General features: G+C 68.7%; 21 protein-coding genes. 6 read left to right on the top strand and 15 right to left on the bottom strand.

The window, feature by feature from the left end; translation table 11 throughout:
• Nucleotides 1–169: 169 nt before the first annotated feature.
• On the bottom strand, nt 170–1,615 hold the full coding sequence (locus tag GA0070604_RS20840; protein ID WP_167363540.1) for an NAD(P)/FAD-dependent oxidoreductase: 1,446 nt from the start codon (nt 1,613–1,615) through the stop codon (nt 170–172).
• Between the two features lie 885 nt (nt 1,616–2,500).
• Here GA0070604_RS20840 and GA0070604_RS20830 point away from each other — a divergent pair.
• The 3 genes from GA0070604_RS20830 to GA0070604_RS34355 all read left to right on the top strand — a co-directional run bounded on the left by GA0070604_RS20830 (nt 2,501) and on the right by GA0070604_RS34355 (nt 5,009).
• Nucleotides 2,501–3,082, top strand: a complete 582-nt coding sequence (locus GA0070604_RS20830) for a GNAT family N-acetyltransferase (protein ID WP_091120994.1) — start codon at nt 2,501–2,503, stop codon at nt 3,080–3,082.
• Between the two features lie 781 nt (nt 3,083–3,863).
• Entirely contained in the window at nt 3,864–4,637 is a 774-nt protein-coding gene (locus GA0070604_RS20825) for a formylglycine-generating enzyme family protein (protein ID WP_377593247.1), read from the top strand.
• 33 nt (nt 4,638–4,670) lie between these two features.
• A complete protein-coding gene (locus GA0070604_RS34355) occupies nt 4,671–5,009 on the top strand; it encodes an integrase core domain-containing protein (protein WP_091120985.1) in 339 nt (112 codons plus the stop codon).
• A gap of 2 nt (nt 5,010–5,011) precedes the next feature.
• Here GA0070604_RS34355 and GA0070604_RS20815 read toward each other — a convergent pair whose 3' ends face one another.
• The 3 genes from GA0070604_RS20815 to GA0070604_RS20805 are packed head-to-tail and all read right to left on the bottom strand — an operon-like array spanning nt 5,012 to nt 7,660.
• A complete protein-coding gene (locus GA0070604_RS20815) occupies nt 5,012–5,665 on the bottom strand; it encodes a response regulator (RefSeq protein WP_091120984.1) in 654 nt (217 codons plus the stop codon).
• Nucleotides 5,662–6,780, bottom strand: coding sequence for a sensor histidine kinase (locus GA0070604_RS20810; RefSeq protein WP_141721365.1), 1,119 nt, complete (start codon nt 6,778–6,780; stop codon nt 5,662–5,664). Before GA0070604_RS20810 ends, GA0070604_RS20815 begins: the two co-directional genes overlap by 4 nt.
• Before the next feature lie 4 nt (nt 6,781–6,784).
• A complete protein-coding gene (locus GA0070604_RS20805; RefSeq protein ID WP_091120980.1) occupies nt 6,785–7,660 on the bottom strand; it encodes a hypothetical protein in 876 nt (291 codons plus the stop codon).
• Nucleotides 7,661–7,815: 155 nt separating this feature from the next.
• On the opposite strand from GA0070604_RS20805, the gene GA0070604_RS20800 reads away from it, so the two are divergent.
• Together GA0070604_RS20800 and GA0070604_RS20795 are read left to right on the top strand one after the other, a co-directional pair.
• Nucleotides 7,816–9,255, top strand: coding sequence for a multicopper oxidase family protein (locus tag GA0070604_RS20800; RefSeq protein ID WP_091120979.1), 1,440 nt, complete (start codon nt 7,816–7,818; stop codon nt 9,253–9,255).
• A gap of 247 nt (nt 9,256–9,502) precedes the next feature.
• Nucleotides 9,503–10,342: a CHAP domain-containing protein gene (locus GA0070604_RS20795; protein ID WP_091120973.1), complete on the top strand. Its 840-nt coding sequence runs from the start codon at nt 9,503–9,505 to the stop codon at nt 10,340–10,342.
• A 174-nt stretch (nt 10,343–10,516) separates the two neighbouring features.
• Here GA0070604_RS20795 and GA0070604_RS20790 read toward each other — a convergent pair whose 3' ends face one another.
• The 5 genes from GA0070604_RS20790 to rfbB all read right to left on the bottom strand — a co-directional run bounded on the left by GA0070604_RS20790 (nt 10,517) and on the right by rfbB (nt 14,727).
• A complete protein-coding gene (locus GA0070604_RS20790) occupies nt 10,517–11,254 on the bottom strand; it encodes a 2-oxo acid dehydrogenase subunit E2 (RefSeq protein WP_244162032.1) in 738 nt (245 codons plus the stop codon).
• Nucleotides 11,255–11,298: 44 nt separating this feature from the next.
• The gene (locus GA0070604_RS20785; RefSeq protein ID WP_091120969.1) at nt 11,299–11,526 is read right to left on the bottom strand and encodes an acyl carrier protein; all 228 of its coding nucleotides are present in this window, start codon (nt 11,524–11,526) and stop codon (nt 11,299–11,301) included.
• A gap of 13 nt (nt 11,527–11,539) precedes the next feature.
• A complete protein-coding gene (locus tag GA0070604_RS20780) occupies nt 11,540–13,396 on the bottom strand; it encodes an HAD-IIIC family phosphatase (RefSeq protein ID WP_091120967.1) in 1,857 nt (618 codons plus the stop codon).
• A 61-nt stretch (nt 13,397–13,457) separates the two neighbouring features.
• Nucleotides 13,458–13,616 (bottom strand): hypothetical protein, encoded by a 159-nt coding sequence (locus GA0070604_RS32695; RefSeq protein ID WP_167363539.1) that lies wholly within the window; start codon nt 13,614–13,616, stop codon nt 13,458–13,460.
• Nucleotides 13,617–13,722: 106 nt separating this feature from the next.
• Nucleotides 13,723–14,727 (bottom strand): dTDP-glucose 4,6-dehydratase, encoded by a 1,005-nt coding sequence (gene rfbB, locus GA0070604_RS20775; RefSeq protein ID WP_091120965.1) that lies wholly within the window; start codon nt 14,725–14,727, stop codon nt 13,723–13,725.
• Nucleotides 14,728–15,101: 374 nt separating this feature from the next.
• On the opposite strand from rfbB, the gene GA0070604_RS20770 reads away from it, so the two are divergent.
• Nucleotides 15,102–15,704 (top strand): dTDP-4-dehydrorhamnose 3,5-epimerase family protein, encoded by a 603-nt coding sequence (locus GA0070604_RS20770; protein ID WP_091120963.1) that lies wholly within the window; start codon nt 15,102–15,104, stop codon nt 15,702–15,704.
• A gap of 112 nt (nt 15,705–15,816) precedes the next feature.
• On the opposite strand, the gene GA0070604_RS20765 is transcribed toward GA0070604_RS20770, so the two are convergent.
• From GA0070604_RS20765 to GA0070604_RS20740, 6 genes are all read right to left on the bottom strand, one after another.
• Nucleotides 15,817–16,728 (bottom strand): putative sugar O-methyltransferase, encoded by a 912-nt coding sequence (locus GA0070604_RS20765; protein ID WP_091120961.1) that lies wholly within the window; start codon nt 16,726–16,728, stop codon nt 15,817–15,819.
• A 124-nt stretch (nt 16,729–16,852) separates the two neighbouring features.
• Complete coding sequence (locus tag GA0070604_RS20760; protein ID WP_091120959.1) at nt 16,853–17,989, bottom strand: nucleotide disphospho-sugar-binding domain-containing protein; 1,137 nt, start codon at nt 17,987–17,989, stop codon at nt 16,853–16,855.
• Nucleotides 17,990–18,016: 27 nt separating this feature from the next.
• A complete protein-coding gene (locus GA0070604_RS20755) occupies nt 18,017–19,084 on the bottom strand; it encodes a glucose-1-phosphate thymidylyltransferase (protein WP_091127299.1) in 1,068 nt (355 codons plus the stop codon).
• Between the two features lie 9 nt (nt 19,085–19,093).
• Nucleotides 19,094–20,302: a nucleotide disphospho-sugar-binding domain-containing protein gene (locus tag GA0070604_RS20750; RefSeq protein ID WP_167363538.1), complete on the bottom strand. Its 1,209-nt coding sequence runs from the start codon at nt 20,300–20,302 to the stop codon at nt 19,094–19,096.
• 49 nt (nt 20,303–20,351) lie between these two features.
• Entirely contained in the window at nt 20,352–21,200 is an 849-nt protein-coding gene (locus GA0070604_RS20745; RefSeq protein WP_208602140.1) for an NAD-dependent epimerase/dehydratase family protein, read from the bottom strand.
• Entirely contained in the window at nt 21,160–22,176 is a 1,017-nt protein-coding gene (locus tag GA0070604_RS20740; RefSeq protein WP_244162031.1) for a Gfo/Idh/MocA family protein, read from the bottom strand. The genes GA0070604_RS20745 and GA0070604_RS20740 overlap by 41 nt, the downstream gene beginning before the upstream one ends.
• Nucleotides 22,177–22,180 lie beyond the last annotated feature (4 nt).

The raw sequence follows: 22,180 nt of genomic DNA, 5'->3' as shown, positions 1-22,180 counted from the left end.
CTGATATAGCTGAGGCCGGCGATCCGGTGTCATCGAGCACCGAAGGTGCGGACGACGCGCCCCCCGGGCGGGTCCGCGACCCACCAGCGGTGGCGCCTACCTCCGCGCGGGATGTCGAGAACAGGTCTCCGGGTGCGCCGTGTCAGTACACCCGGAGACCTCCGTGTGATCAGTGCCAGGCGGCGTAGACGGCCTTGTAGTAGTCCTGAATGCGGGATATCTCGGTGTCACCCGCCATGAGCAGGCTGTGCAGGACCTCCGGCGGCGCGATGTAGTCGGTGCCAAGCCGGTCGATGAGGGCGCTGTAGGCGGTCCGGGAGACGTTGGCGATGAAGCCCGGCCAGTCCGGGTCGACTCGCCAGGGGTCCTCGTGCCCGCAGGCGAGCGTGTGACGGACCACGTCATCGAGGACGGTCGACTTGTCGACCGGGTTGATCGGTTCCCGCTCGGGCCGGAACTCGCTGAGATCGACCACGCCCTCCTTGCCGCTGATGCGGCGGGCGAGGTCCGTGGCGAGCATGGGCGACTGGTGCAGTCCGTCGCGGTATGTGCCGGTCAGGATCCAGAGGTTGTCGACCGAGGTGGGCCCGATGAGGGGCCAGCCGTCGATGCTCATCGGCCGGTTACCCAACCCGATGTGCTGGATCTTGGCGTGGTTCAGATCGCGCCGTACCTGCCGGATGGCCCCGTCGGTAAGGAAGATGAGGTCCGCGAGTTCCCAGTCGGTCTGCGGCTCGAAGTAGACGTCGTTGGTGGCGCCGACGTAGACGGTGCCGTTCTTGCGCGGAACGACGTGGAGCCCACAGGCGAAGGCCCGGTTCGGCGTACGCAGCACGTACGGCGGAACCGACTGGTCACCGACCTGCGCCAGCACCGACACCCCGCCGCCGGCGACCACCATCGGGACCCGGTACGCCAGCTCCGGCACGGACTGGATCAGCGGTCCGCTCGCCGCGCCGGCGGCCACGACGACCGTGCCACCGGAGATGGTGCCCCCGGCGACGTCGACCCCCTGGATGCGGCCGTTCGCGGCCCGCAGCGCGGTGGCCGTCGCGTCGATGAAGGTGACACCCCGCTGTTCGGCCGCTGCGGTCAGAGCGTCGAGCAGCGCACCCGAGTCGACGGCGCCCTCGTTGGGAAGATGAAGTGCCCGGAGGGGGCGGAAGTTCGAATCGGGATCGATCCACTTGATGTCGTTGACGTCGATTTCGCTGAACGGCTCGTTCGCGTCGCGCAGCTCCCGCTCGATGGCGACGAAGTTGCCGCTGTCCACCTCGGAGTAGCCCACCGAGTTGAGCAGGACGACGGTCTCCCGAGTGGTCAGAACACTGTCCGGGGCCACGCCCAGGCGCTCGAACCAGGCCGGCCAGTAGCCGCGCGCGGTCTTGGCGAGTTCAAACTTGCGGCGCCCGTAGGGGCTGGCCACGCCCGCTGCGGTGATCTCACCGAAGCAGCCCAGCATCGCGCCGGCGGCCGGTGTCGCTGCGTAGACCCGCGCGGAGGGACCCACGACCGCGACGGAGGCGTCCGGTTGCTCGTCGGCGAGGGCGATGGCCGTGGACAGGCCGATTGAACCGTTACCGACGATGACGACGTCAAAGGTTCCAGAACTCATACGCGACCACTCCCCGTGCGTAATCGTTGATCTAGACAGGTGAGTGTAGCGATCAATTGAGTGGCGTACCAGGAGCGCTTTTTCAGGCGGTGATCGGCTGATCCTGGCAGCAGCTCCCATCTACTCTGGACGGACGGTCAGCTCGCGGTGGTTGCCGGTCGAGCCGTGGGACGCTGCCCCGTCGATCCCACCGTCGTCTCGACGTTCCCAGGGTGGTGGCACGCCGTCGATCGAGGCTCGGGCGGTGTTCGCCGCGATCGTGTACGTGCTGACGACCCGGCTGCTCGGGCGGCACCTGCGCACCGTGTACGACGGTTTCGACCACGTGGCGGACAAGCACCGCAACGCCAACGGCACGACGTCAGTCGCCCGGTACACCTGCGACTACCTGGTTTTCTTGGTGAGGTGCTGGACGAGGCGACCGACGGGCAGGCGACCAAGTCGTACCGGTACGCGCTGTCGGGCGAGCGGCTGTCGCAGACGAGGCACAACGCCGATGGCACGGACGAAGCCGCTTTCCACGGTTGCAACCCGCACGCGGATGTCGAACGGGTCACGGATGGGCCGGCAACACCAAGGCGACCTGCGGCTACTCCGCCTACGGCAAGGACGACACCGCCCGGTTCACCGGTATCGACAAGGGCGAGGGCTCCGCGTCGACGCCTCAACCGCTTCCTGACCCGTGACAACCACAACGGCGCCATGAACGACATGCGTCCGATCAGGCCAACGAGGGTGACCGGGATTAGAACCCGCAGGCAATGACGCGCCACGTATCGGGACGACCGCCGGGACAAGCGTCGTTCCGCCCGCCCGCCGAGAAAACTCGTTGCGAGTGGCCGGTACCGGATGTCTGGTTGATCGGCCACCAATTCCGGAGGGAACATGACGCGCACGTCGCTGCCCACCCCCACGCTGCACACCCCTCGCCTTCGACTGCGTCCCTTCGACGACGCGGATGCCAACGACCTCTTCGCGCTGCACAGCAGCGCCTACGTGCTGCGCTACTGGGACGCGCCACCGTGGAGCGAACGCGAGCGCGCCGAGCGGTTCATCACGGATTGCCGGCAGATGGCGGAGGATGGCACCGGGGCGCGGCTGGCCGTGGATCGTGTCTCCGACGGGGCGTTCATCGGCTGGTGCAGCCTGACCCGATGGAATCCGGACTACCGCAGCGCATCGCTGGGCTACTGCTTCGACGATGCGGCGTGGGGCCACGGCTACGCGACGGAGGCCGCGCGTGCCCTGCTGAGGTGGGCATTCGACACGCTGGACCTGAATCGCGTCCAGGCTGAGGCTGATACACGCAACGTGGCATCCGCCCGCGTGCTGGAAAAGCTCGGGTTCGTGCGGGAAGGGACGTTACGGGAAGACTGCGTCGTGAACGGCGAGGTCTCCGACTCGTGGGTCTACGGGCTGATCAGGCGGGAGTGGCGGCCGTCGGCCGAGCCGGTGCCCGCCCGCTGAGTTCTCTCCCCCGCGCGACGTTGCCGGCATCCGTGCTTCGCTTCGCTGCGTCGAGGGGCTGGCGCCGGGCACTCTCGTGCCGCGAAGCCCTCGCCACGGAAGGTAACCGAATCGCGGCTGCTTGCATCCGGACGTTGCCGAGTTGACCACACCTGGTCATGGCGAAATAACGCGCCGTGAAACCAGGGCCTCGGCAAAATCAGGCGATATCACGAGGTCCGTGACGCTAGTGCGGTTTCCACTGGCGTTCACCGGGTTTCCGGTGTGGTTGGTGGATCCTCGCTGTGTGGGCGAGCAGGTGGAGGAGGTGTCCCGTTGATCGACGAGGTGGACGGTGACACCGGCGAGGACAGCCCCGTCGGTGAGGCTGCAACAGGCGACCGGTCTGCCACTGCCGTAGCCGCAGGTTGTGCCGCCGCCCCGCATCGATGTCGACCACCCCTCGGGGGTCGCCCACATGCAGCACACCGATGCGCTGCTCTACTGCCCAGGACACGACCGGCATCAGCGTACGGCGGCGGCGCGGAAACCGCGCCGACGGGTCGCCATCGCGGCGGCGCTTCGCCGCCGCGAACCACGCATCGGAGAACCACCTCAACACCGACCGGGGCACCCACCGAGTCCAGTTCACCGAACGTGCCCGGCCTCGCCCCCGACAACTCCCGACACAACTTCTGATGACCAGCCAGCGGAACATCCCGACGGCGGCGACGCCACCCGTTGATCCCAAGCACCACCCGCACGACAATCCCGGGAGCAGCCCCCAACCTGGCGAACGTTAATGGACACTGCATTAGCGTTCGGTGTCGTGTGGACCAAGAAGATCGTGGCCGGGCGGCATATCCCATCCGGCGTGGTCTTTCGGGAGGTGCCGGGCGGGACCTTCCGCATGGGTATGTCCGAGGCGGAATTGGCGGCGGTACGCGCGATCGAGCGCAGTGGGGGAGCCGAGGACACTCTTGAGCCGTTCTTCGCCGGTGCTGGAGATGCCCAGCCGGTACGCGAGGTGCGGGTCGAACCATTCCTGATAGCCCGGCACCCGTTGACGGTCGCACAGGTCCGGCACTGGTTGCCCGAGTACGAGGACGACTACGCCGACGCGGACTCCGGCACGGCCCGGCTCGAGGATGACCTGGACGACCTGCTCAAGGCGCTGCCGTTCCGGCTGCCCAGCGAGGCCGAGTGGGAGTACGCCGCCCGAGCCGGCGCCACCACCTTGACCTTCCGGGGCGACGAGAAACCCGGCGAGGACCAACTGCTCGACGACTTCGGCGATGAGCGGCGGACGGCCGCCGCTGAGAACGCGTTCGGGCTGGCCGCGATGGGCTCGGCGGCCGAGATCTGCGCCGACGTGTGGATTCCCGGGTTTGTGGGTGCCCCGGCGGATGCCCGTCCACGCACTGGCGACGGGCATAGGGTCGTACGCGGCGGTGCCGCCGACCTCTACCCGTGGCAGGGCTGCGACGAATGGCTGTTGCTGCTCGCCGCCACGCGGTATGAGCACGCTCAGTTCACCGCGGTCCGCCCGGTCGCACCACTGCCACCCCGGAAATAGCCAGAGCCCGCCGGACGCGACGGACACGCCCGCCTGGCCAAGCGGCACGGAATCCGGCTACCACTGGGCCGGCGCAGGCAGCGCTCGGACAACGCCGTCGCCGAGTCGTTCTTCGCCACGCTCAAGGCCGAACTGATTCACCGCCAAGGCATGGCCCACCCGCAACGCCAGCCGATATTCGAGTACGTGGCAGGCTGGTACAACACCCGCCGCCCGGCACTCCAGCCTCGGCTACCTCAGCCCCGCCGCCCACGAAGCCAGCGCCATCATCAACCCGCTACCAGCCAGCGAGGTAGCGTGAGACCACCGCATCGGCCCTGTCCGTCGGCATATCCGGGCCCGATGATCGTCAAGACCCCGAAAACCAAGTAAACCTAGCTGGGCTCGATGAGCCGGTGCCGGTACGCCAGGGCCACGAGCTGCGCCCGGTCGCGTGCGTCGAGCTTGGTCAGCGCGCGGCTGATGTGTGTCTTGGTGGTGGCGGGGCTGATGACCAGCTCACGGGTGATCTCCTCGTTGCTCAGGCCCTGCGCGGCGAGCGCGACGACTTCCCGCTCTCTGGTGGTGAGCTGGGCGAACACGTCATGGTTGATGGCCGTGGACGGTATGGTCATCCGGGCGATGAGCCGTCGGGTGAGCCCTGGGGACAACAGCTCTTCCCCGCCCGCCACGACGCGGATGCCGTGCAGGAGCTGTTCCGGTTCGGTGTTCTTGAGCAGGAACCCGCTCGCGCCGACGCGCAGCCCGGCGATGGCGTACTCGTCCTCGTCGAACGTGGTGAGGATGAGGATCCGGACGCCGGCCAGGGCCGGGTCCGCCACCACCCGGCGGATGCCCTCGATGCCGTCCACGCCAGGCATCTGGACGTCCATCAGGATCACGTCGGGGCCGGTCGTACGCGCCAGCTCGGCCGCGGTCGCCCCGTCGCTCGCCTCGCCGACCACCGTCATGTCCGGCTCGCTGTCGATCAGGACCCGGAACCCGCCTCGTACCAGGGCTTGGTCGTCAGCGATGAGCACCTTAATCATGGGGCGTCCTTCCGGATCGGCAGGACGCACCGTACCTCGAAGCCGTCGTCCCGCCGGCCGGCGACAAGGGTCCCGCCCAGTTTCTCAGCCCGTGCGCGCATGCCCTCGATGCCGTGCCCGCCCACGGTCGTGGACGTGTCCGAGGGCTTTCCGTCGTCGAGTACCACGATTCCCAGCTCGTCGCCGTAGCTCAACTCCACCCGTACGGACGAGGCGTTGGCGTGCCGCCGTACGTTGGTCAGCGACTCCTGGATGATCCGGAACGCGGCCAGGTCGACCGCGACCGGAACGGTCCGGCTCTCGCCGCGCACCCGTAGGTCGACCCGTACGCCGGCGGTGTCGAGCAGCTTCTCCAGGTGGGCCAGGCCGCCGGTGGCGGTACGCATGTCCTCCGACCGCATCGCCCCGAGCAGCACCTGTACCTCGGTGAGCCCGTCATTGCTGATTCGTTTGATCGTGGACAGTGCCTCGGCGGCCTGCTCGGGCCTGCGCTGCATGACGTGTACAGCGACACCGGCCTGCACGCTGATCGCCGCCATGGTGTGGCCGAACACGTCGTGCAGCTCGCGGGCGATCTCCAGCCGTTCCTCGGCTGCCTGCCGGCGAGCCTGGTCGGACCGTGCCTCGGCGATTCGTTCGGCCCGCTCACGCGCGCCCGCCGCGAACGCCCGGTGCGAGTGCACCGCCGCGCCGAGCGCGGTGGCGGCGGCGATCAGCGGAACGGCGTTGAACACCTGGTCACCGAGCCATTCTCCGCCCAGCGCGAGCCGTACCGTGACGACGGTGGTCGCTGCGGTCAGCAGCCCGCCGACCAGCCCCGCCCGCCAACCCCGGTACGCCGCGAGCGTGTAGCAGCAGATCAGCGGCGCGACGGTGATCAGCCGGCCGTGGTAGTCGGCGTGGAACCACACCATCGTGACCAGGTTCACGGCCACCAGGCAGGCAACCGGAAACCACCGCCGGAACGCCACCGCGATGCCGGCCGCTACGGCGAGCACAACCGCGCCCCCGTTCAACGGGCCGGTCGGCCCCGGCGGGCCGAGGCGGAGCAGACTGGTGGTGAGGACCACCGCGATGAGCCCGGCGCCCAATGCGATGTCGACCGGTCGTGGCACGTTCCTATCCCTCCACCGTGATCAGCGTGCGCATCCCCTCTGCCGCGAACATCCTGCCCGTTCGTAGATCGCGCACCCAGGTGACCAGGGCGTACCGGCCGGCCGGGAGCGGGGCGTCCAACACCACGGACCGCCCCGGGGACGGCGGTACCACGCCGGTCGGGCCACCGGTGAACGGCGCATCGTTCGGGTACCGCCCGGCGTCCACCTCGGTGAAGAACTTGTCCAGGTCGGCCAGCGACGTTCCAGGCCGGACCGGCATCAGCATCGCCTCGTTGTACTGGCGCGAGAGGTTGGCCACGTGTACAGGCCCGCGGAATACCTCGGGCGCGGTGAACCTGCCGTCGGTGAGCGTGATCCGCGTCGTCGCGGTAGGCGGCAGACCGGCGTGCCCTGGCAGGACCGTGACCGGTCGTACCCGGCGCGCCAGGTCGGGCAGCCCGACGTCCTTGAAGTCGATCAGGTAGTACCTGCCGGGCGACACGGCCAGCGTCGCCGCGGCCGGTACGTCCGCGACGGCTACACCGCCCAGCATGTCCACGTCCCGGGCCACCGCCGTGCCGCCGTCGACCGGGTCGTCGCCCATCGCCCGTTCGAGGTTGCCGAGATAGCGCGTGAGGGTGACACCGGGCCGCAGCCGGACCAGTCCGAGCCAGGCGCCGTGCGGATCAGTCGAACGGACGCGGAGCGTCACCGTCCCCGCGAGCAGTGCCGACGGCGCGTCGAACCCGTCCGCGTCGACGACGATGTCGAGCTGCTGCGCGGAAGGTGCCGACGAGGGGGCGGGCAGGGGCGTGGACGCCTGTGCGGGGTCGGCCAGGGCCGCGGGGGCGATCGACAGGGAGGAGGCGAGGAGAGCGAGAGCCAGGAGTTGTCTCATGCCGACAACCGTGCCCGACGGGCCCGGTCGCCGCCTCGGCCTCGGGCGGCATCCTGCGTGTACTGCTGGGGGATGACGCTACCGCCGGGGGCGTACGCTCTGGTTGCCGTTTTCGGATGACGCCTCTGACCAGCAGGTTCAATACCGTTCGGGTTATGAGACGACGCAGCTTGTTCACGTTGGCCGGTCTGGCCGGGCTCGCGCTGGCCGGGTGCGAGGGGGTGGCGGGCAACGCGGGCAGCGTATCGTTCACCACGCCACTGCGCATTCCGCCCGTGCTGGATCCCACGCCCGACGCGGACGGAGTCAAGCGGTACCGGTTGCGTCTGCGCCAGGGGCACTCCGAACTACTCCCCGGCAAGTCCGCCCGGACGTGGGGCATCAACGGTGACTACCTCGGCCCGACGCTTCGGGCCAGGCGCGGCGACCGAGTCGCGATGGCCGTGCACAACACGCTCGATGAGGACAGCACCCTGCACTGGCACGGAATGCGCCTTCCGGCTGTGATGGACGGCGGACCACACCAGATGATCAGATCCGGTGCTACGTGGGTTCCCCAGTGGACGGTCGACCAGCCGGCCGCCACGACCTGGTACCACCCCCACCCGCACGGCCGGACCGCGCCGCACGTCTACCGCGGACTCGCCGGGATGTTCCTCGTTGACGACGACGCGGCCGTCGCGCTGCCCCACGCGTACGGGATCGACGACATCCCTGTGATCATCCAGGACAAGAAGTTCACTGATAACGGCGAACTGGACGAGGACTTCGGCGGCACGTACGGCCTGCTCGGCAACCAGATTCTGATCAACGGCACGTACGGCCCGGTCTTCTCGGTTACCACCACGCGTGTCCGGTTCCGCCTACTCAACGGCTCCAACGCGCACGTGTACACCATCGGGTTCGCCGACAACCGCACCTTCCACGTCGTCGCCAGCGACGGCGGCCTGCTCGGCCGGCCGGCGCCCGTGCGGCGGCTCCGGATCAGCCCAGGAGAACGGTTCGAGATCGTGGCCGAGTTCGCCCCGGGTGAGAAGGTACTGCTGAAGAGCTTCGCCGGTGACTCCGACATCGAGAGTGGCGACTACGACCTGCTCAAGCTCGTCACGGCGGGGAAGCTCTCGCCGTCGCCCGCGCTACCCGAAACGCTCGCGGACGTGGCCGGGCCGGTTACCGGCGCGAAGGTCCGGACCTTCCGGCTCGGCGGGTCGCAGATCAACGGTCGCAAGATGGACATCGCCCGCATCGACGAGGTCGTACCCGCCGGGGCCCACGAGATCTGGGTCATCGACAACATCACGTTCGCCCACAGCTTCCACATCCACGAGGTGGCCTTCCGGGTACTCGACATCGACGGCAGGAACCCGCCGGAGCACCTGCGCGGCCCAAAGGACACCGTGTTCGTACCCGGCAAGACGAAGGTCCGGCTAGCGGTGGAGTTCGGCAGGCACATCGACCCGATGACGCCGTACATGTACCACTGCCACATCCTCAAACACGAGGACCGGGGCATGATGGGGCAGTTCGTCCTCGTCAAGCCCGGCACCGAGGACCACACCCCACGCCGGCTCCCGACGACCGGTCATAGCCACTAACTTGATCTTCAATCTGCTGGCGGCGTCCATGTTCATCCGCGTCAAGTGACCTGTCGCCCCAGCTGAGGGATGCGGGCACGCCGGCCTGACGACGTGGGCGTGCCGCATCCCCCGCCTGGGAAGCCCAGGTGTGGCGGGTCGTGCCCACGAGCTTCGCCAGCCGGGCCACGCACGGCCTGGACCCCTGAGTTGATCAATAGCTTGTAGGGTGGGTCGGCCCTCATTCGCTGTTGGAAGGAAAGTGGACATGCCTAGGACCACCGTTCGCGTCCTCAGCGCCCTCAGCGCGAGCGTGCTCACCGCAACTCTCGGCGTCCTCGCGGTCACCGCCCCCGCTCAGGCGGCCGCCCGCGACGGGATCTGCGACACCGGCGAGTTCTGTTACTACTACAACAGCGACCACGCGGGGTCGGTTTCCGACCACACCGGATCCCTGGCCAACTACGGCACCACCCAGCCGGACTGCTACGAGTTCAAGGGCGCGGGCGCCGGCCAGGGCCTGTGCATCAAGAACAACGCCGCCTCCGTGTGGAACCGCACCAGCAGCACCGTGCGGGTCTACTACAACAGCGACTACGACGCCTCCTACGCCCACCAGGACTTCGCACCCGGCGCGAAGACGAACCTGAACGCCACACTGAAGAACAACAACGCGTCCCACCAGCTGATCTCCGGAACGAGCTATCCGGCGAAGGACGACTACCCGTACAAGGGCCAGAGCACGGGCATCGACCCCTGGAACTTCTGGAAGGGGCAGTGCACCAGTTTCGCGGCCTGGGCGTTGCGGAGCCGGGTCGGCGTGCCATTCAACAACCAGTATGGCGGGGCCATGTGGGGTAACGCCAAGGACTGGGTCGCCGCCGCCGGACGCGCCGGGGTGCCGGTCTACAACAGCCCGAAGGCCGGTGACATCGCGGTCAGCCAGGGCGGCACCTACGGTCACGTCGCCTTCGTCACCAGCGTCAACTCGAACGGCACCTTCGAGGTCGACGAGTACAACTACAACGTCGCGGTCGCCTACAGCCACCGGACGGTGTCGGTGGGCACCGCCAACAACCAGTTCTCCAAGTTCATCCGCTTCAAGTGACCTTCCGCGGCTGGCTGTGGGATCGCGGGCACGCCCGCCCGTCGGGCTGGCGTGCCCGCACCGGCGCCGCCACGTCTTTCCCCGTACCGCCCATGGAATCCCCGCGTCCAGGGTGGCGGAGGAGCGCGTCAGCGGTGGCGGCGCTCCGTCCGCAAACGGCGCTCGGAGGGCGGGTCAGGCGGCTGGGGCCGGTGCGGCGGCGTCCGCTCGGGAGACCGGCACCGGAAACCGTTCCAGCGCCGCTCGGATGTCGGCGAGCACGTCCGCGGCCTCGGCGCCGTCGATGACGCGGTGGTCGAAGGCGAGGCTCAGCCGCATGACGGGCGCGATCGCCAGGCCCCCGTCGCGGACCACCGCACGGTCGGCCACCTGCCCCGCTCCGAGGGTGACGGTGGTGCCGCCGCAGGAGTAGAAGCCGTCCACCGGCCGGTGGCCCAGCGATGTCACGGCGAACGTGCCCAGCAGGTGCGGGCGCCGTCGCAGGGACCGCATCGCACCACGAAAGGCGAGCGCACCGAGCGGCCACGGCAGGCGGCGCAGCGTACGGATGCCCGCGAACTCCGGCATCGTCTCCGGGTCGCCGTCGCGCAGGTGCTCCACCCGGTCCTGGATGTCGTCGAGGCCGGCGTGGTCGAGCCCGGGCAGGACGCAGGAGAGCACCACGCGCTCGCCCCCGACCGTGGCGTCCAGGGCGAGCTTGCCGTTCACCTGTGAATACTTCGCAACTCGGGGGAAGCGCCGGCCCCGGATCGCCGCGTTCGCGTCGGGATGTGCCGTGAGCACCCGGGCGGCCGCGTGGAGCAGATAGGTGACGTAGGAGTAGCGCCGGCCGGACGCCCGGTGCCGGCGCACCTCCGTCATGTCCACCTCGGTGTCGATGAAGACCGGGGCGTACGAACGGAGCTGACCCATCAGGTGCAGGGTCGGCCGCCGTTGCGGGGCGACCGGGCCGATCCTCATGCGTCCACGGCCAGCTGATAGATGGCGGCGAGGTTGGGTGCCTCCAGGGCCGCGGCCATCGGGACCGGACGGCCGGCCGCGCGCTCCAGCGCCATCAGTACGGTCAGCAGGTGCACCGAGTCCCAGCCGGTCACTTCGTCCAGGTCGCGGGTGAGGTCGTCGGTGGTGACGCTGAGCCCGATCTCGTCCCGCAGCAGCGCCGCGAAGTCGTCGATGTTGTTCACGGGGCAGGTCCTCTCAGCTGTCGGCCATGAAGAGGTGGCCAGGAATCTCGGGCAGAACCCGCAGGTCGTGGACGAACTCGATGGATCCGTCCGGCGCGTGGGTGGCCGCCGCGAAGCCGTGCCGGCCGTAGAAGTCCCGCATGTTGCCGTTCTTGGCGCTGGGCCGGAACCGGGCACGTACGGCCGAGGTCCGGCCGTCGCGGGCCTGGCGCAGCACCGCCGCCAGGCATGCCTGCTCGATGCCGCGGCCGAAGACGCGGCAACTGAGCACGAAGTTGTCGATGTGCGTCTCGGTGCCGTCCCGGCGCAGGAAGACCGCGCCGACCAGGCCGTTGTCACCGAAACGGTCGCCGGAGCGGATGGTCAGCACGCGGGTGGCCGGGCCGGCGATCAGCTCACGTACGTCGGCGGGCTGCAGCCGCTCGGTGACCAGGTTGAACTGGTTGGTGCGCAGCGTCAGCTGGGACACCCGTGGCACGTCGGCCTCGGTGGCGTCGGCCAGCACCACTCGCACGCCGAGTTCACGCAGATAGTCCTCCAGGGAGTCGAAGCTCTGCAGGAAGTCGGTGCGGTCCAGTTCGGCCCGGTAGCTTCCGCTGCGTTTCCGGTCGGCCTCGGTCAGTTCGTGGACCGTGAACCAGCCGTCCCGTAGCATCGCCGCGACGTGCCCGGCCGGTTCCCCGTCGACCTGGATCACCGCGACCTCGGGCAGTTCCCGGCGGACGAGCCCGCACTCGTACGCGCTGTCGTCGACGAACACGAGGCTGTCGGTGCCCACGTTGAGGGTCTTTGCCAGGGCCTTCAGGTTGTCGTGCTTGGGCCGCCAGTTGGCGATCACCTGGACGAAATCGGTGTCGCGCAGCACCATGCCGTCACGTCGACGCAGAGCCTCATCCACGGGTCCGGGGTCGTTCTTGCTGACCACGGCGAGGAGCACGCCCTGCGACGCGATCTGCTTGACGACCCGCTGGAAGCGCTCGAACGCCTCGCCGCGGCGGGTGTCGCCGATCTCGATTCCGTCCACCCCGTCGTCGCCCAGGATCCCGCCCCACAGCGTGCCGTCGAGGTCTACGACGAGGCATTTGCGGGTTCGTCCGGCGAGCAGGGCGGCCACGTCGGCGACCTCGCGCGCGTACCCGGCCAGGAGCTGCGGGGAGAGGTGAACCTTGGCGTAGACCTCCAGGCGCGGCTCGGCGATGGGCAGCCCGGTGCCGACGAGCGGGTCGAGATCGAGTACGACGAGACCGGGCCGGGTCTCGGAGAGCTCCAGCAGGGCGGCGTTGAACCGGCGCCAGGCCGCGCCGAGCCGGGCCCGGGACCGCTGGTCGACGAGTTGGGCACGGAACTCCCGGGGGAGGGGGATCGTGTTCAGCAGCAGCGTGCCGGAACCGATCTCGGCCACTCGGTCGACCAGCCCGGTCAGCACGCCGAGTTTGGCGTCGAGGACCTTCTCGACATCATCGACGCGCCAGGGCACGGGTACCTCGTCGGTGATCACCGCCGGGTCGAGGACGCATGCGATCAGGTCCGGCCGACCGGCGTGCAGGCGGCTGTCCGGATCCGAGAGCTCAAGCAGGTACCCGTCGAACTGTCCGGCGTACGGAACGAGCAACAGGTGGCGGCGGGCGAGTTCGGCGGTGAGCGCGGCGACGAGGTCGGGCAGGGTGCCGTGGCCGGTGACCGCGACGGTCACGGTGCTGACCTCCGGGTGTGCGGCGCGCAGCCGCTCCTGGTCGAGCGCCGCGAGCAGGCGTCCGGCCCGGAGCAGGTCCGGGTCGCTGAGTTCCCGTGCCAGGGCGGTGGCTCGCGGGTAGTCGTCCAGGAGGGTCCCCGCGCGGTGCAGGGCGATGAACTCGTCCATCGCGGTCATCGCGTCACGCCTTCTCGTCGGCGAATGCCGATCCGGTCGGCCACCGTGTTTGCCGTGGCGGTCATCGGCAGGTCCCGGTGGTGGTGTTCGTCATCGTCAGGTCGATGCCGCCGGCGGCGACCGGTCGTCGGGCGGCGGCCCGCGCGAGGTCGCACCGGGCGGTGCCGACGTGCCCGGTGCCCCGGCCGACGGGATGCGGATGTCCCAGGAAGCCATGCATCCATCGTCGGTCGGGACGATAAAGCGTCAGTAACGCCGTGTTGGTGTCGCACCCGGTCGCCAGTGGGTTCACCGGCCTGCGAATCAGCGCCGTTTCCCCGTCCATGTCAATCGATCGCCGGCGGCGGTGCTGAGCCGGCCGTACGCATCTGAACGGCCTTCCACCAGGCCGGATTGTCCCGGTACCAGTCGACCGTGTCCGCCAGCCCCTGATCGAACCCGACTCGCGGCGCGTAGCCCAGCTCGTCACGGATCTTGGTCTCGTCGACCGAGTAGCGCAGATCGTGCCCCTTACGGTCCGGGACCCGGTGAACCATCGACCAGTCGGTGCCGGTCAGCTCCAGCAACCGCTCGGTGATCGCCAGGTTGGTCTGCTCGTTGCCCCCGCCGACGTTGTAGACCTCGCCCGCCCGGCCCCGGGTGAGCACGAGCTGGATGGCCCGGCAATGGTCGTCGACGTGCAGCCACTCCCGCACGTTGCGGCCGTCGCCGTACAGCGGCACCGGCCTGCCCTCGAGCAGGTTGGTGGCGAACAACGGGATGAGCTTCTCCGGGTGCTGACGCGGGCCGAAGTTGTTGGAGCACCGGGTGATGCACACCTCAAGGCGGTGCGTACGCCAGTACGCCCGAGCCATCAGGTCGGAGGCCGCCTTGGACGCGGCGTACGGGGAGTTGGGCAGCAGTGGCCACTCCTCGGTCCACGAGCCCTCGCTGATCGAGCCGTACACCTCGTCGGTCGACACGTGCACGACCCGTTCCACGCCGGCCCGTCGGCACGCCTCGAGCACGCTCTGGGTGCCGCTGACGTTGGTCCGGACGAACTCCGACGCCGATGTGAGCGAACGGTCGACATGGGTCTCAGCGGCGAAGTGCACCACCGCGTCGTGTCCCTGGAGAAGCTCTGTGAGCAGGGGACCGTCGCAGATGTCGCCTTCCACGAACCGCAGCCGGGGGTGCTGGGCCGGCAGGTTGTCGCGGTTTCCGGCATAGGTCAGCTTGTCCACCACCGTCACCTGGGCGTCCTCGTACCCGCCGTCGTAGGCGCCGTCGAGCAGCGAACGGACGTAGTGGGAGCCGATGAAGCCCGCACCGCCGGTGACGAGAATCCTCATCTCAGCACTCCATGACCAACCTGCATTGAAGTCCCTTTCTCCGCGTGGAGTCCCTGAATCGTTCATGGTGAGCCGGACCGGCCGCCCCGCCGGGCAAGGAGTCGGACGCCGCGAGGGCCGCGGCGATGTCGTTTCGACCGCAGGCTGGTGACCGGTGTCAGAATTCAATATTCCCCTGTCGAAGGTATTCGAACAACCCTCGAATATCGCGACAGGGTCAATGAAGGATTGCGAAAGGCTCAATTTAGAGCGCTCGTTATCATGGAGGAACGGCCGCCTCGACGGTCAATCGAGGCAAACGCAGGTCTCGCCACGTCGTTGCTTGCCCGCGAGCGCGAATATGGCACGAGCGAGAGGCTCCCAAAGGGATCGTCATGGAGTATCGTAAGCTCAAGGTAGAAGGCGCTGTCGAGTTCGTGCCCCGGTTGTTTCCCGATGCGCGGGGGCAGTTCGCGGCCCTCTATCAGGAGTCGGTGTTCGCCGAGGCGGCCGGGCGTCCGTTCTTCCCGGTGGCGCAGACGAACTGCAGCGTCTCCCAGCGGGGAGCGCTGCGCGGCATCCATTTCACCGCCACCCCGCCCGGCTCCATGAAGTACGTGTACTGCGCGCACGGGTCGTTCATCGACATGGTGGTCGACCTGCGTGTCGGATCGCCGACGTTCGGCCGCTGGGACGCGATACACATCGACTCCCGTGCGCCCCGAGCCGTGTTTCTCCCGGCCGGGCTGGGGCACGCGTTCCTGTCCCTGGAGGACGGCACCGCGGTCACCTACCTGTGCTCTGAGGAGTACGCGGCCGAGAACGAGTTCGGCATCTCGGCGCTGGACCCGGCCCTCGGCCTTCCGATCCCCGACGACATCGAGATCATCCTGTCGGAACGCGACCGCGGCGCGCCGTCGATGGCCGAGGCGAGGGCGCAGGGCCTGTTCCCGTCCTACGCCGACTGCCTGAAGACCGAGCGGGCCGACGGATCCTGACCGGTCGGCCCGCACTCCCGGCCTGGGGCGGTGGGCGGCCGCCATGGCGCCCCGCGCCGGCGGAGCAGCGGTACCGCTACGGCGGCTCAGGAACGCCCGGGACCAGCCAGTATCACGCCGCGGGTCGCTTGCGGTAGACGGCCTGCCAGAAGTAGCTCCACGGCACCGCCCGCGCATCCGCTGCGCAAGACCAGTCGCTGCCCGGCAGATACGCCGCGATGAATTCCGGCACGGCCGCGTCCACCGCCTCGCTGTCATGAATGTCCAGCACCTGCCGCAGCGGGCCGGTCTGCATGGCCAGCTGGACGGCCTCGGCGCCCTTGAAGTGGCCGTCCATGCTCTTGTCCAGATACTTCCCGACCGGGTTCTTGACGTAGAAGGCGGCACACTTCTGGTCGATGAGGTCGAGATAGGCCCGGACCACCTCGGGCTTCATCTCGGTGAACGAGTGGATGTTGATGCACAGATCGAAGCTCGGCCCCTCCAGCACCTCGCCGATGTCGTTGACCTCGACGAACCGGATCTTGGTGAACTGCTTGTCGTCGAGTACCTCACGCAGATACCGCCGGCTCAGTGCCAGCGTGTTCGCCAGGTCGACGATGTGGTAGCTCTCGATGTCGTAGTTCGACAGGATCGCGTGGCAGGTACGTCCGTATCCGGCGCCGATCTCCAGGACCCTGCCCTCCTGCAGATCGACCACCCGCTCGATGAATCCGAGTTCGAGTGAGGCCTGCAAATAGTCCAGGCAGAGCGTCCGGCCCTGGCAGCGCACCGTGACCGGATCGCCGACGTCACGGTTTTTGATGCGCTCGATCCGGGCCCATTCCTCGGGCTTCAGCTGCATACCGTAGTTGAAGACGAGGGTCTTCAGGTACCTGATTCCGTTCGCTGTCGGGTCCCACAACGAGATGTTGTAGTTCCGGCGATCGGACTTGAAACCGGTGAGGTCGGCCGCGGCATCCTCGGTGACCCACTCGCGTTGGATCCGCTCCCACTGCCTACTTGCCTGGAAACTATGCGACATAGCACCCTCCCATATCGTGCTCCGCCGCGATGCGCGGCTGCTTCGGATCCGGACCGACAGGTGATCCCCGTGGCCGGTATCCGGATTCTTCCCGGCGCTTCCAAAGGGCTTCTAATTGGCGTTCTTATTTCGCGTCCAGATCGGTGAAGTGTGCGACGACGGCCGACGGGAGCGGCAGCAGAGCCATCTCCCGGGCCAGGGTGGCGGCCACATCGGTGTGCTTCTCGTCCGCCAGGAGCCGGGCGCAGCTTCGCGCCACCGCTTCCGGCGTGCATTCCGGCGGGGACAGCATGAGGCCGGCGCCCGACTCGGCGAGCGTCATACCGTTGTCGAACTGGTCGTCGAACCACGGTAGGACCAGCTGAGGAAGCCCCGCCGCGACGGCATTCAGGGCGGTGCCCTGCCCGCCGTGATGGATGATCGCCGCGCAGGAGGGCAGCACACTGCCGAAGGGGATGCGGCCGGCGTGCAGGACAGCGGGCGGCAACCGGTGCCAACGTGCGGCGATGTCGTCGTCGACGGCCACCACGAGTTCCACATCCAGCGCCGCCAGGTGGTCCAGCATGGCGAGCATGAAGTCGGAGGCGTCGTCACCCGCGGCCCGGGGCACGACGGTGCCGAGCGTCACGCAGATCCTCGGCCGGTCGGGGGTGCGAAACGCCCAGTCCGGTAGGGGAGCCTCCCCGCTGGAGGCGACGTGACGTACCCCCAGGTGGTCCGACGCGTGCGGCAACCGGAGGCTGACCGGCCACGGGTTGAGACCGCGCTGCGGGGCGGGGATTCCGGCGAATCCCAGGTCGCTCAGCTCGGCCGAGAACTCTTCCGCGCCGGCGTCCCGGTATTCGGGCAGTTGGGACACCGACCAGTGATACGAGACCCAGGGGACGCCCGCGGCCAGGGCGGCGAGCGGACCGGCGAACTCGGCGCGCTCGCTGACGACGAGGTGGGGATGCCACAAGTCGACGAGGCTCCGGGTTCCCGCGAAGTTCTGCCGGGCGATGCGGGCGAACGCACGCCCGTGGGTGTGACGCCGGCCGATCACCGCGTCCGGCTCCGAGGGGCGTCCGGCTCGGCCGATCTCGGTCAGGTCCGCGGCCGGGCCGGTCGCGGCGACCGGCAGGCCCGAGCGCAGGACGGGCTCCACGAAGTTGTCCGAGGTGCTGACGAGCACGTCATGACCCGCGATTCGGAACGCCCAGGCCAGCGGCACCAGCGGGAAGAAGTGCCCGGTGAGCGGCGTCGTGGTGAAAAGAACACGCATGTCGTCCTCCTCGGCATCGATCGGTGGTCAGGCGGAGACCTCGACGTGGCTGTCGTCGCCGATCAACAGGCGGTGAGCCGCCGCGTCCTTACGCGCGCGACGCACCTGACCCCCCTTGCCGATGATCGAGCCGGCGAGGGCGCCGACGTCGAACACGGACGCGTCGTCCAGCAGAATCGAGTACTCGACGCCGGCGGCGCGTAGCCGGCACCCTCGGCCGATGGAGGTGAACGGCCCCACCCGGCTGTCCTCGATGACGCTGCCGGCACCGATGATCACCGGACCGGTGATCGTCGATCGCCGCACGACCGCCCCCGCCTCGACGATGACGGGACCGGAGAGCTGCGACCGGTGGTCCACCAGCCCGTGAGTCGCGGGCGCGATGCCCTCCAGGAGAACCCGGTTGCACTCCAGAAGATCGCCCAGGGTGCCGGTGTCCGCCCAGTAACCAGGGAACAACTGCGCGGTCACGTTGCGTCGGCGCTCGATCAGAAACTGGACGGCGTCGGTGATCTCCAGCTCGCCACGTCCGCTCGGCTCGATGCTGCGGACCGCCTCGTGGATTTCCGGCGTGAAGAAGTAGGCGCCGGTCACCGCGAGGTCGCTGTTCGGGTGTGCCGGCTTCTCCTGCAGCCGGGTGACCCTGCCCGCGCCGTCCAGCTCGGCGATGCCGTACTGCGACGGATTCGCGACCTTCGTCAGGACCAGGTGAGCCGCCGGCCGGGTGCGCCGGAACTCGGCAGCCGCAGCGCCGATGCCACCGACGAAGATGTTGTCGCCAAGGTACATCACGAAGTCGTCGGCGCCGAGGAAGTCCCGGGCGATGAGTACGCAGTGCGCCAGGCCGCGCGGCTCGCTCTGCACGATGTACTCGACCGAGATGCCCAGGTAGGAGGCGTTACCCACGGCCTCGGCTATCGCCTTGCCCGAGTCGCCGACGATGATGCCGACGTCGGTGATGCCAGCGGCGGTGATCGCCTCAAGGGCATGCAGGAGAACCGGCTTGCTCGCCACCGGCACCAGCTGCTTGGGACCGTTGTGCGTGAACGGACGCAACCGGGTGCCGGCCCCGCCGGACAACACGAGAGCTTTCACCATGACCTCTCAGGACAACTCTTCGAGGGTCTTGACCACCTCGGACGGGGAAGGTGTCGCGAGCATCTCCTGGCGTAGCGACTCGGCCGACTTCTTCATCGTCGGATCCGACAGGGCCCGGGTCACCGCGGCGCTGAGGTGAGCCGTGTCGGCGGTCTCCAGCGGCACGTGCACCCCGGCCCCGGAGTCGGCCACGAGCTGAGCGATCTCGGCGCGGTCCATGAAGACCGGAACGATCACCTGGGGCACACCGGCGGACGCCGCGGTCAGCATCGTTCCCGAGCTGCCGTGGTGCACGATCGCGTCGCACGTCGGCAGCAGCGTGTGCAACGGCAGCCCGACCTCGATCCGGACGTTCGGTGAGGTCGCCGTCACGAGGTCCCGGTCGGCGGCGCTCACGGCGACCACCACGTCGGCGTCGATGCCCTCCAACGCGGTCAGGATCTGCGGCACCAGGAAGTTGCTGCTCCCCACCATCTCGGTGTGTGTGGCTCCCCAGGTGACGCAGATGCGGGGGCGTGCGACCGGCTCGGACAACCAGGCGGGCGCGACCCCTGGACCGTTGTACGGCACGTAGCGGATCGGCAGCCGGTTCGGCACGCCCGGGAACTGCAGGCTGTCCGGGCACGGGTCGACGGCCCGGACCGAGTACTGGGCCCGAGCCGCAAGGCCGTAGTCGGCGAACAGTTGACGCAGGCCGTCGGGCCAGGGCATGGTGCCGGGACCGACCCCGCCGAAGCCCACCCGTTCGTTGACCGCCGGACCGTACAGGTGGTGAACCAGCGGCACCCCGATGCTCTTGGCCAGCAGCGGAGCCGCGAGAACCAGCGGGTCGGCGATGACGAGATCCGGCTGCCAGGAACGGGCCAGCGGGATCAGATCCGCCATCATCGCCACCGCGCTCTTCAGGAACGGCTCGGTACGCAGGTTGATGAGCCGCTCGCGCTCCTCGGGGGACCGTCTCGCCGCCTCCGCTCGCCGATCGTCACCCGCCTCGATGGTCCGGCCCAGCTCGACGAGCGTACGCTTCCAGTTCTCCACGAAGTCGTAGTCGCGACCGACGTGGGAGAGCGTCATCCCGGATCGCAGGATCGACTCGACCGCCTGGCCCTGGCTGGCGATCCGCACCTCGTGCCCCGCCGAGCGGAACGCCCACGCGAGCGGCACGAGATGGAGATAGTGCGTCGACAGGCCCAGCGGCATGAACAGCACTCTCATGGTTTCGCTCCCATCCTCGCCGCCGCTCGGCGGCATCCCAGGTACCCGCTCATGACCTGCCCGCGTTCGTGGCGCCCGTCCAGGAGGCACCGACGGGATCGCATCCCGCGATGTACCGGTCGAGAGCCGTCTTGTAGTAGTCGTCGCCGAAGCCCAGCCCACTCACCGCCGGGACCAGTTTCCGCAGCTTCTCCAGAGACACCAGGCACACCGAGGCATCGCCGTCCACGACGGTCCGCTGCTCGATCGTGCGGCCCAGCCGGAACGCGAGATGATCGATGATCGCCTCGGAGGGGACCGTCACGCCCGAAGCGACGTTGACGACCTGCTGAGTAATGCCCGCAGCCAGCAGCTGGTCCACGATCGTCACGGCGTCGGACACGTGGATGATGTCCCGGGAGGCGCCGCGGTGGATGCGTACCTTCCCCGACAGCACAGCCCGGTACAGCGACGGGATGAGCTGGTGGGACGCCTGGTGGACGCCGAAGGCGTGGCTGAGGCGCAGGATCAGGAAACGGACACCGGAGGATCGGATGACGGTTTCGAGGAGCAGCTTGTTCCTGCCGTGCGAGTTGCCCGGATATACCGGGTCGTCCTCGCGGCCACGGCATCCGCGCATGGCGTCGTACATGCCGGCGCTCGCGGTGGAGAAGAAGAGCAGCGTCTTGTCCTGTCGCTGGCAGCGTGCGATCGTCTCGTAGACGAGTTCCGCCTCACGCTGGTACTCCGCCGAGCTCACCCCGTCCACCTGTGACACGCCGGAGGCCAACGTGACGACATGTGGATGCTTGTCGGCCAGTGCTCTCAAATTCTGTGCGATGAACCCGCGGCCGATGATTTCCACGCGCAATCTCCTTTCAGGATTCGCCGTCGATGGTGGTCCACCGCGCCTGGTCACGAATTTGATCGACGACTGCCGCGTGTCGGATGAGGCTCTCGCCGTACGACTCCATGTCGATGCCCTGTCGTAAGGCACGCACGAACGCGCGCACCAGGTTGGCCGATTGATTGTCGGGATCGAGAAAGATCTCCTCCGTCGTACCCTGCGATTGGAGGCGAATAGCCGGGCGGAAGGTGGCCGGCGGCGTGAAGGCGCGGTCGACGATCAGCGAGCCTTCGCTGCCCCACAGCGCATAACCGGAGCGGTACGACGCCGCGAAGCTGAAGGAGTGGTGTGCGGGGATCCCCTGCGGGGAGGCCAGCAGGGCGGCGCCGCTGATGTCGACGCCGCGCCGCGCGTCCCGTCGCAGCAGCGAACCCACCACCTCGAGGTCCGGGCCGAGGAAGAGCTGTGCCACGCGAACCGGGTAGACGCCCACGTCGAGCAGCGCGCCTCCGCCCAGATCCGGCCGGTAACGTATGTCGTCGTCGGCGCGCGGAGGAATGCCGAACACGGCGGTGAACTCGCGGAGCTGCCCGATCCTGCCCTGGTCGACCATTGTTCGTACGGCCGCGTGCTGCGCGTGGTGCAGGAACTGGAAGCCGTCCATGAGCACCAGGCCGCGCTCTCGCGCCAACCCGACGAGGTCCTCGGTGTCCGTCAGGCTGGCGGTCAAGGGCTTCTCGACGAGGACGTGCTTGCCCGCGTCGAGCGCCCGCCGTGTCCAGGTGTGGTGCAGGGCGGTGGGCAGGGCGACGTAGACGGCGTCGACGTCGGGCCGGTCGACGGCGCGAGCGTACCCCTCGACCGGATCACCGCCGAAACGGCCGGCGAACCTCGCCGCCTTCGCGCCGTCGCGGCTGGCCAGGGCGACGACGCGAACATCATCGACCGTGCTCATCGCCGGGAGGATGTTGCGCCATGCGATGTCCGCGCACCCGAGCACGGCGAAACGCACCGGCGGGGCCGCCGCCGCGGCCGGCATCGCCGACATGTCC

Origin of the sequence: Micromonospora eburnea (genome assembly GCF_900090225.1) — a bacterium.
Taxonomy (GTDB): domain Bacteria; phylum Actinomycetota; class Actinomycetes; order Mycobacteriales; family Micromonosporaceae; genus Micromonospora; species Micromonospora eburnea.
Note: the sequence above shows the minus strand (reverse complement) of the source record. Positions and strands in the feature narration are given on the sequence as shown.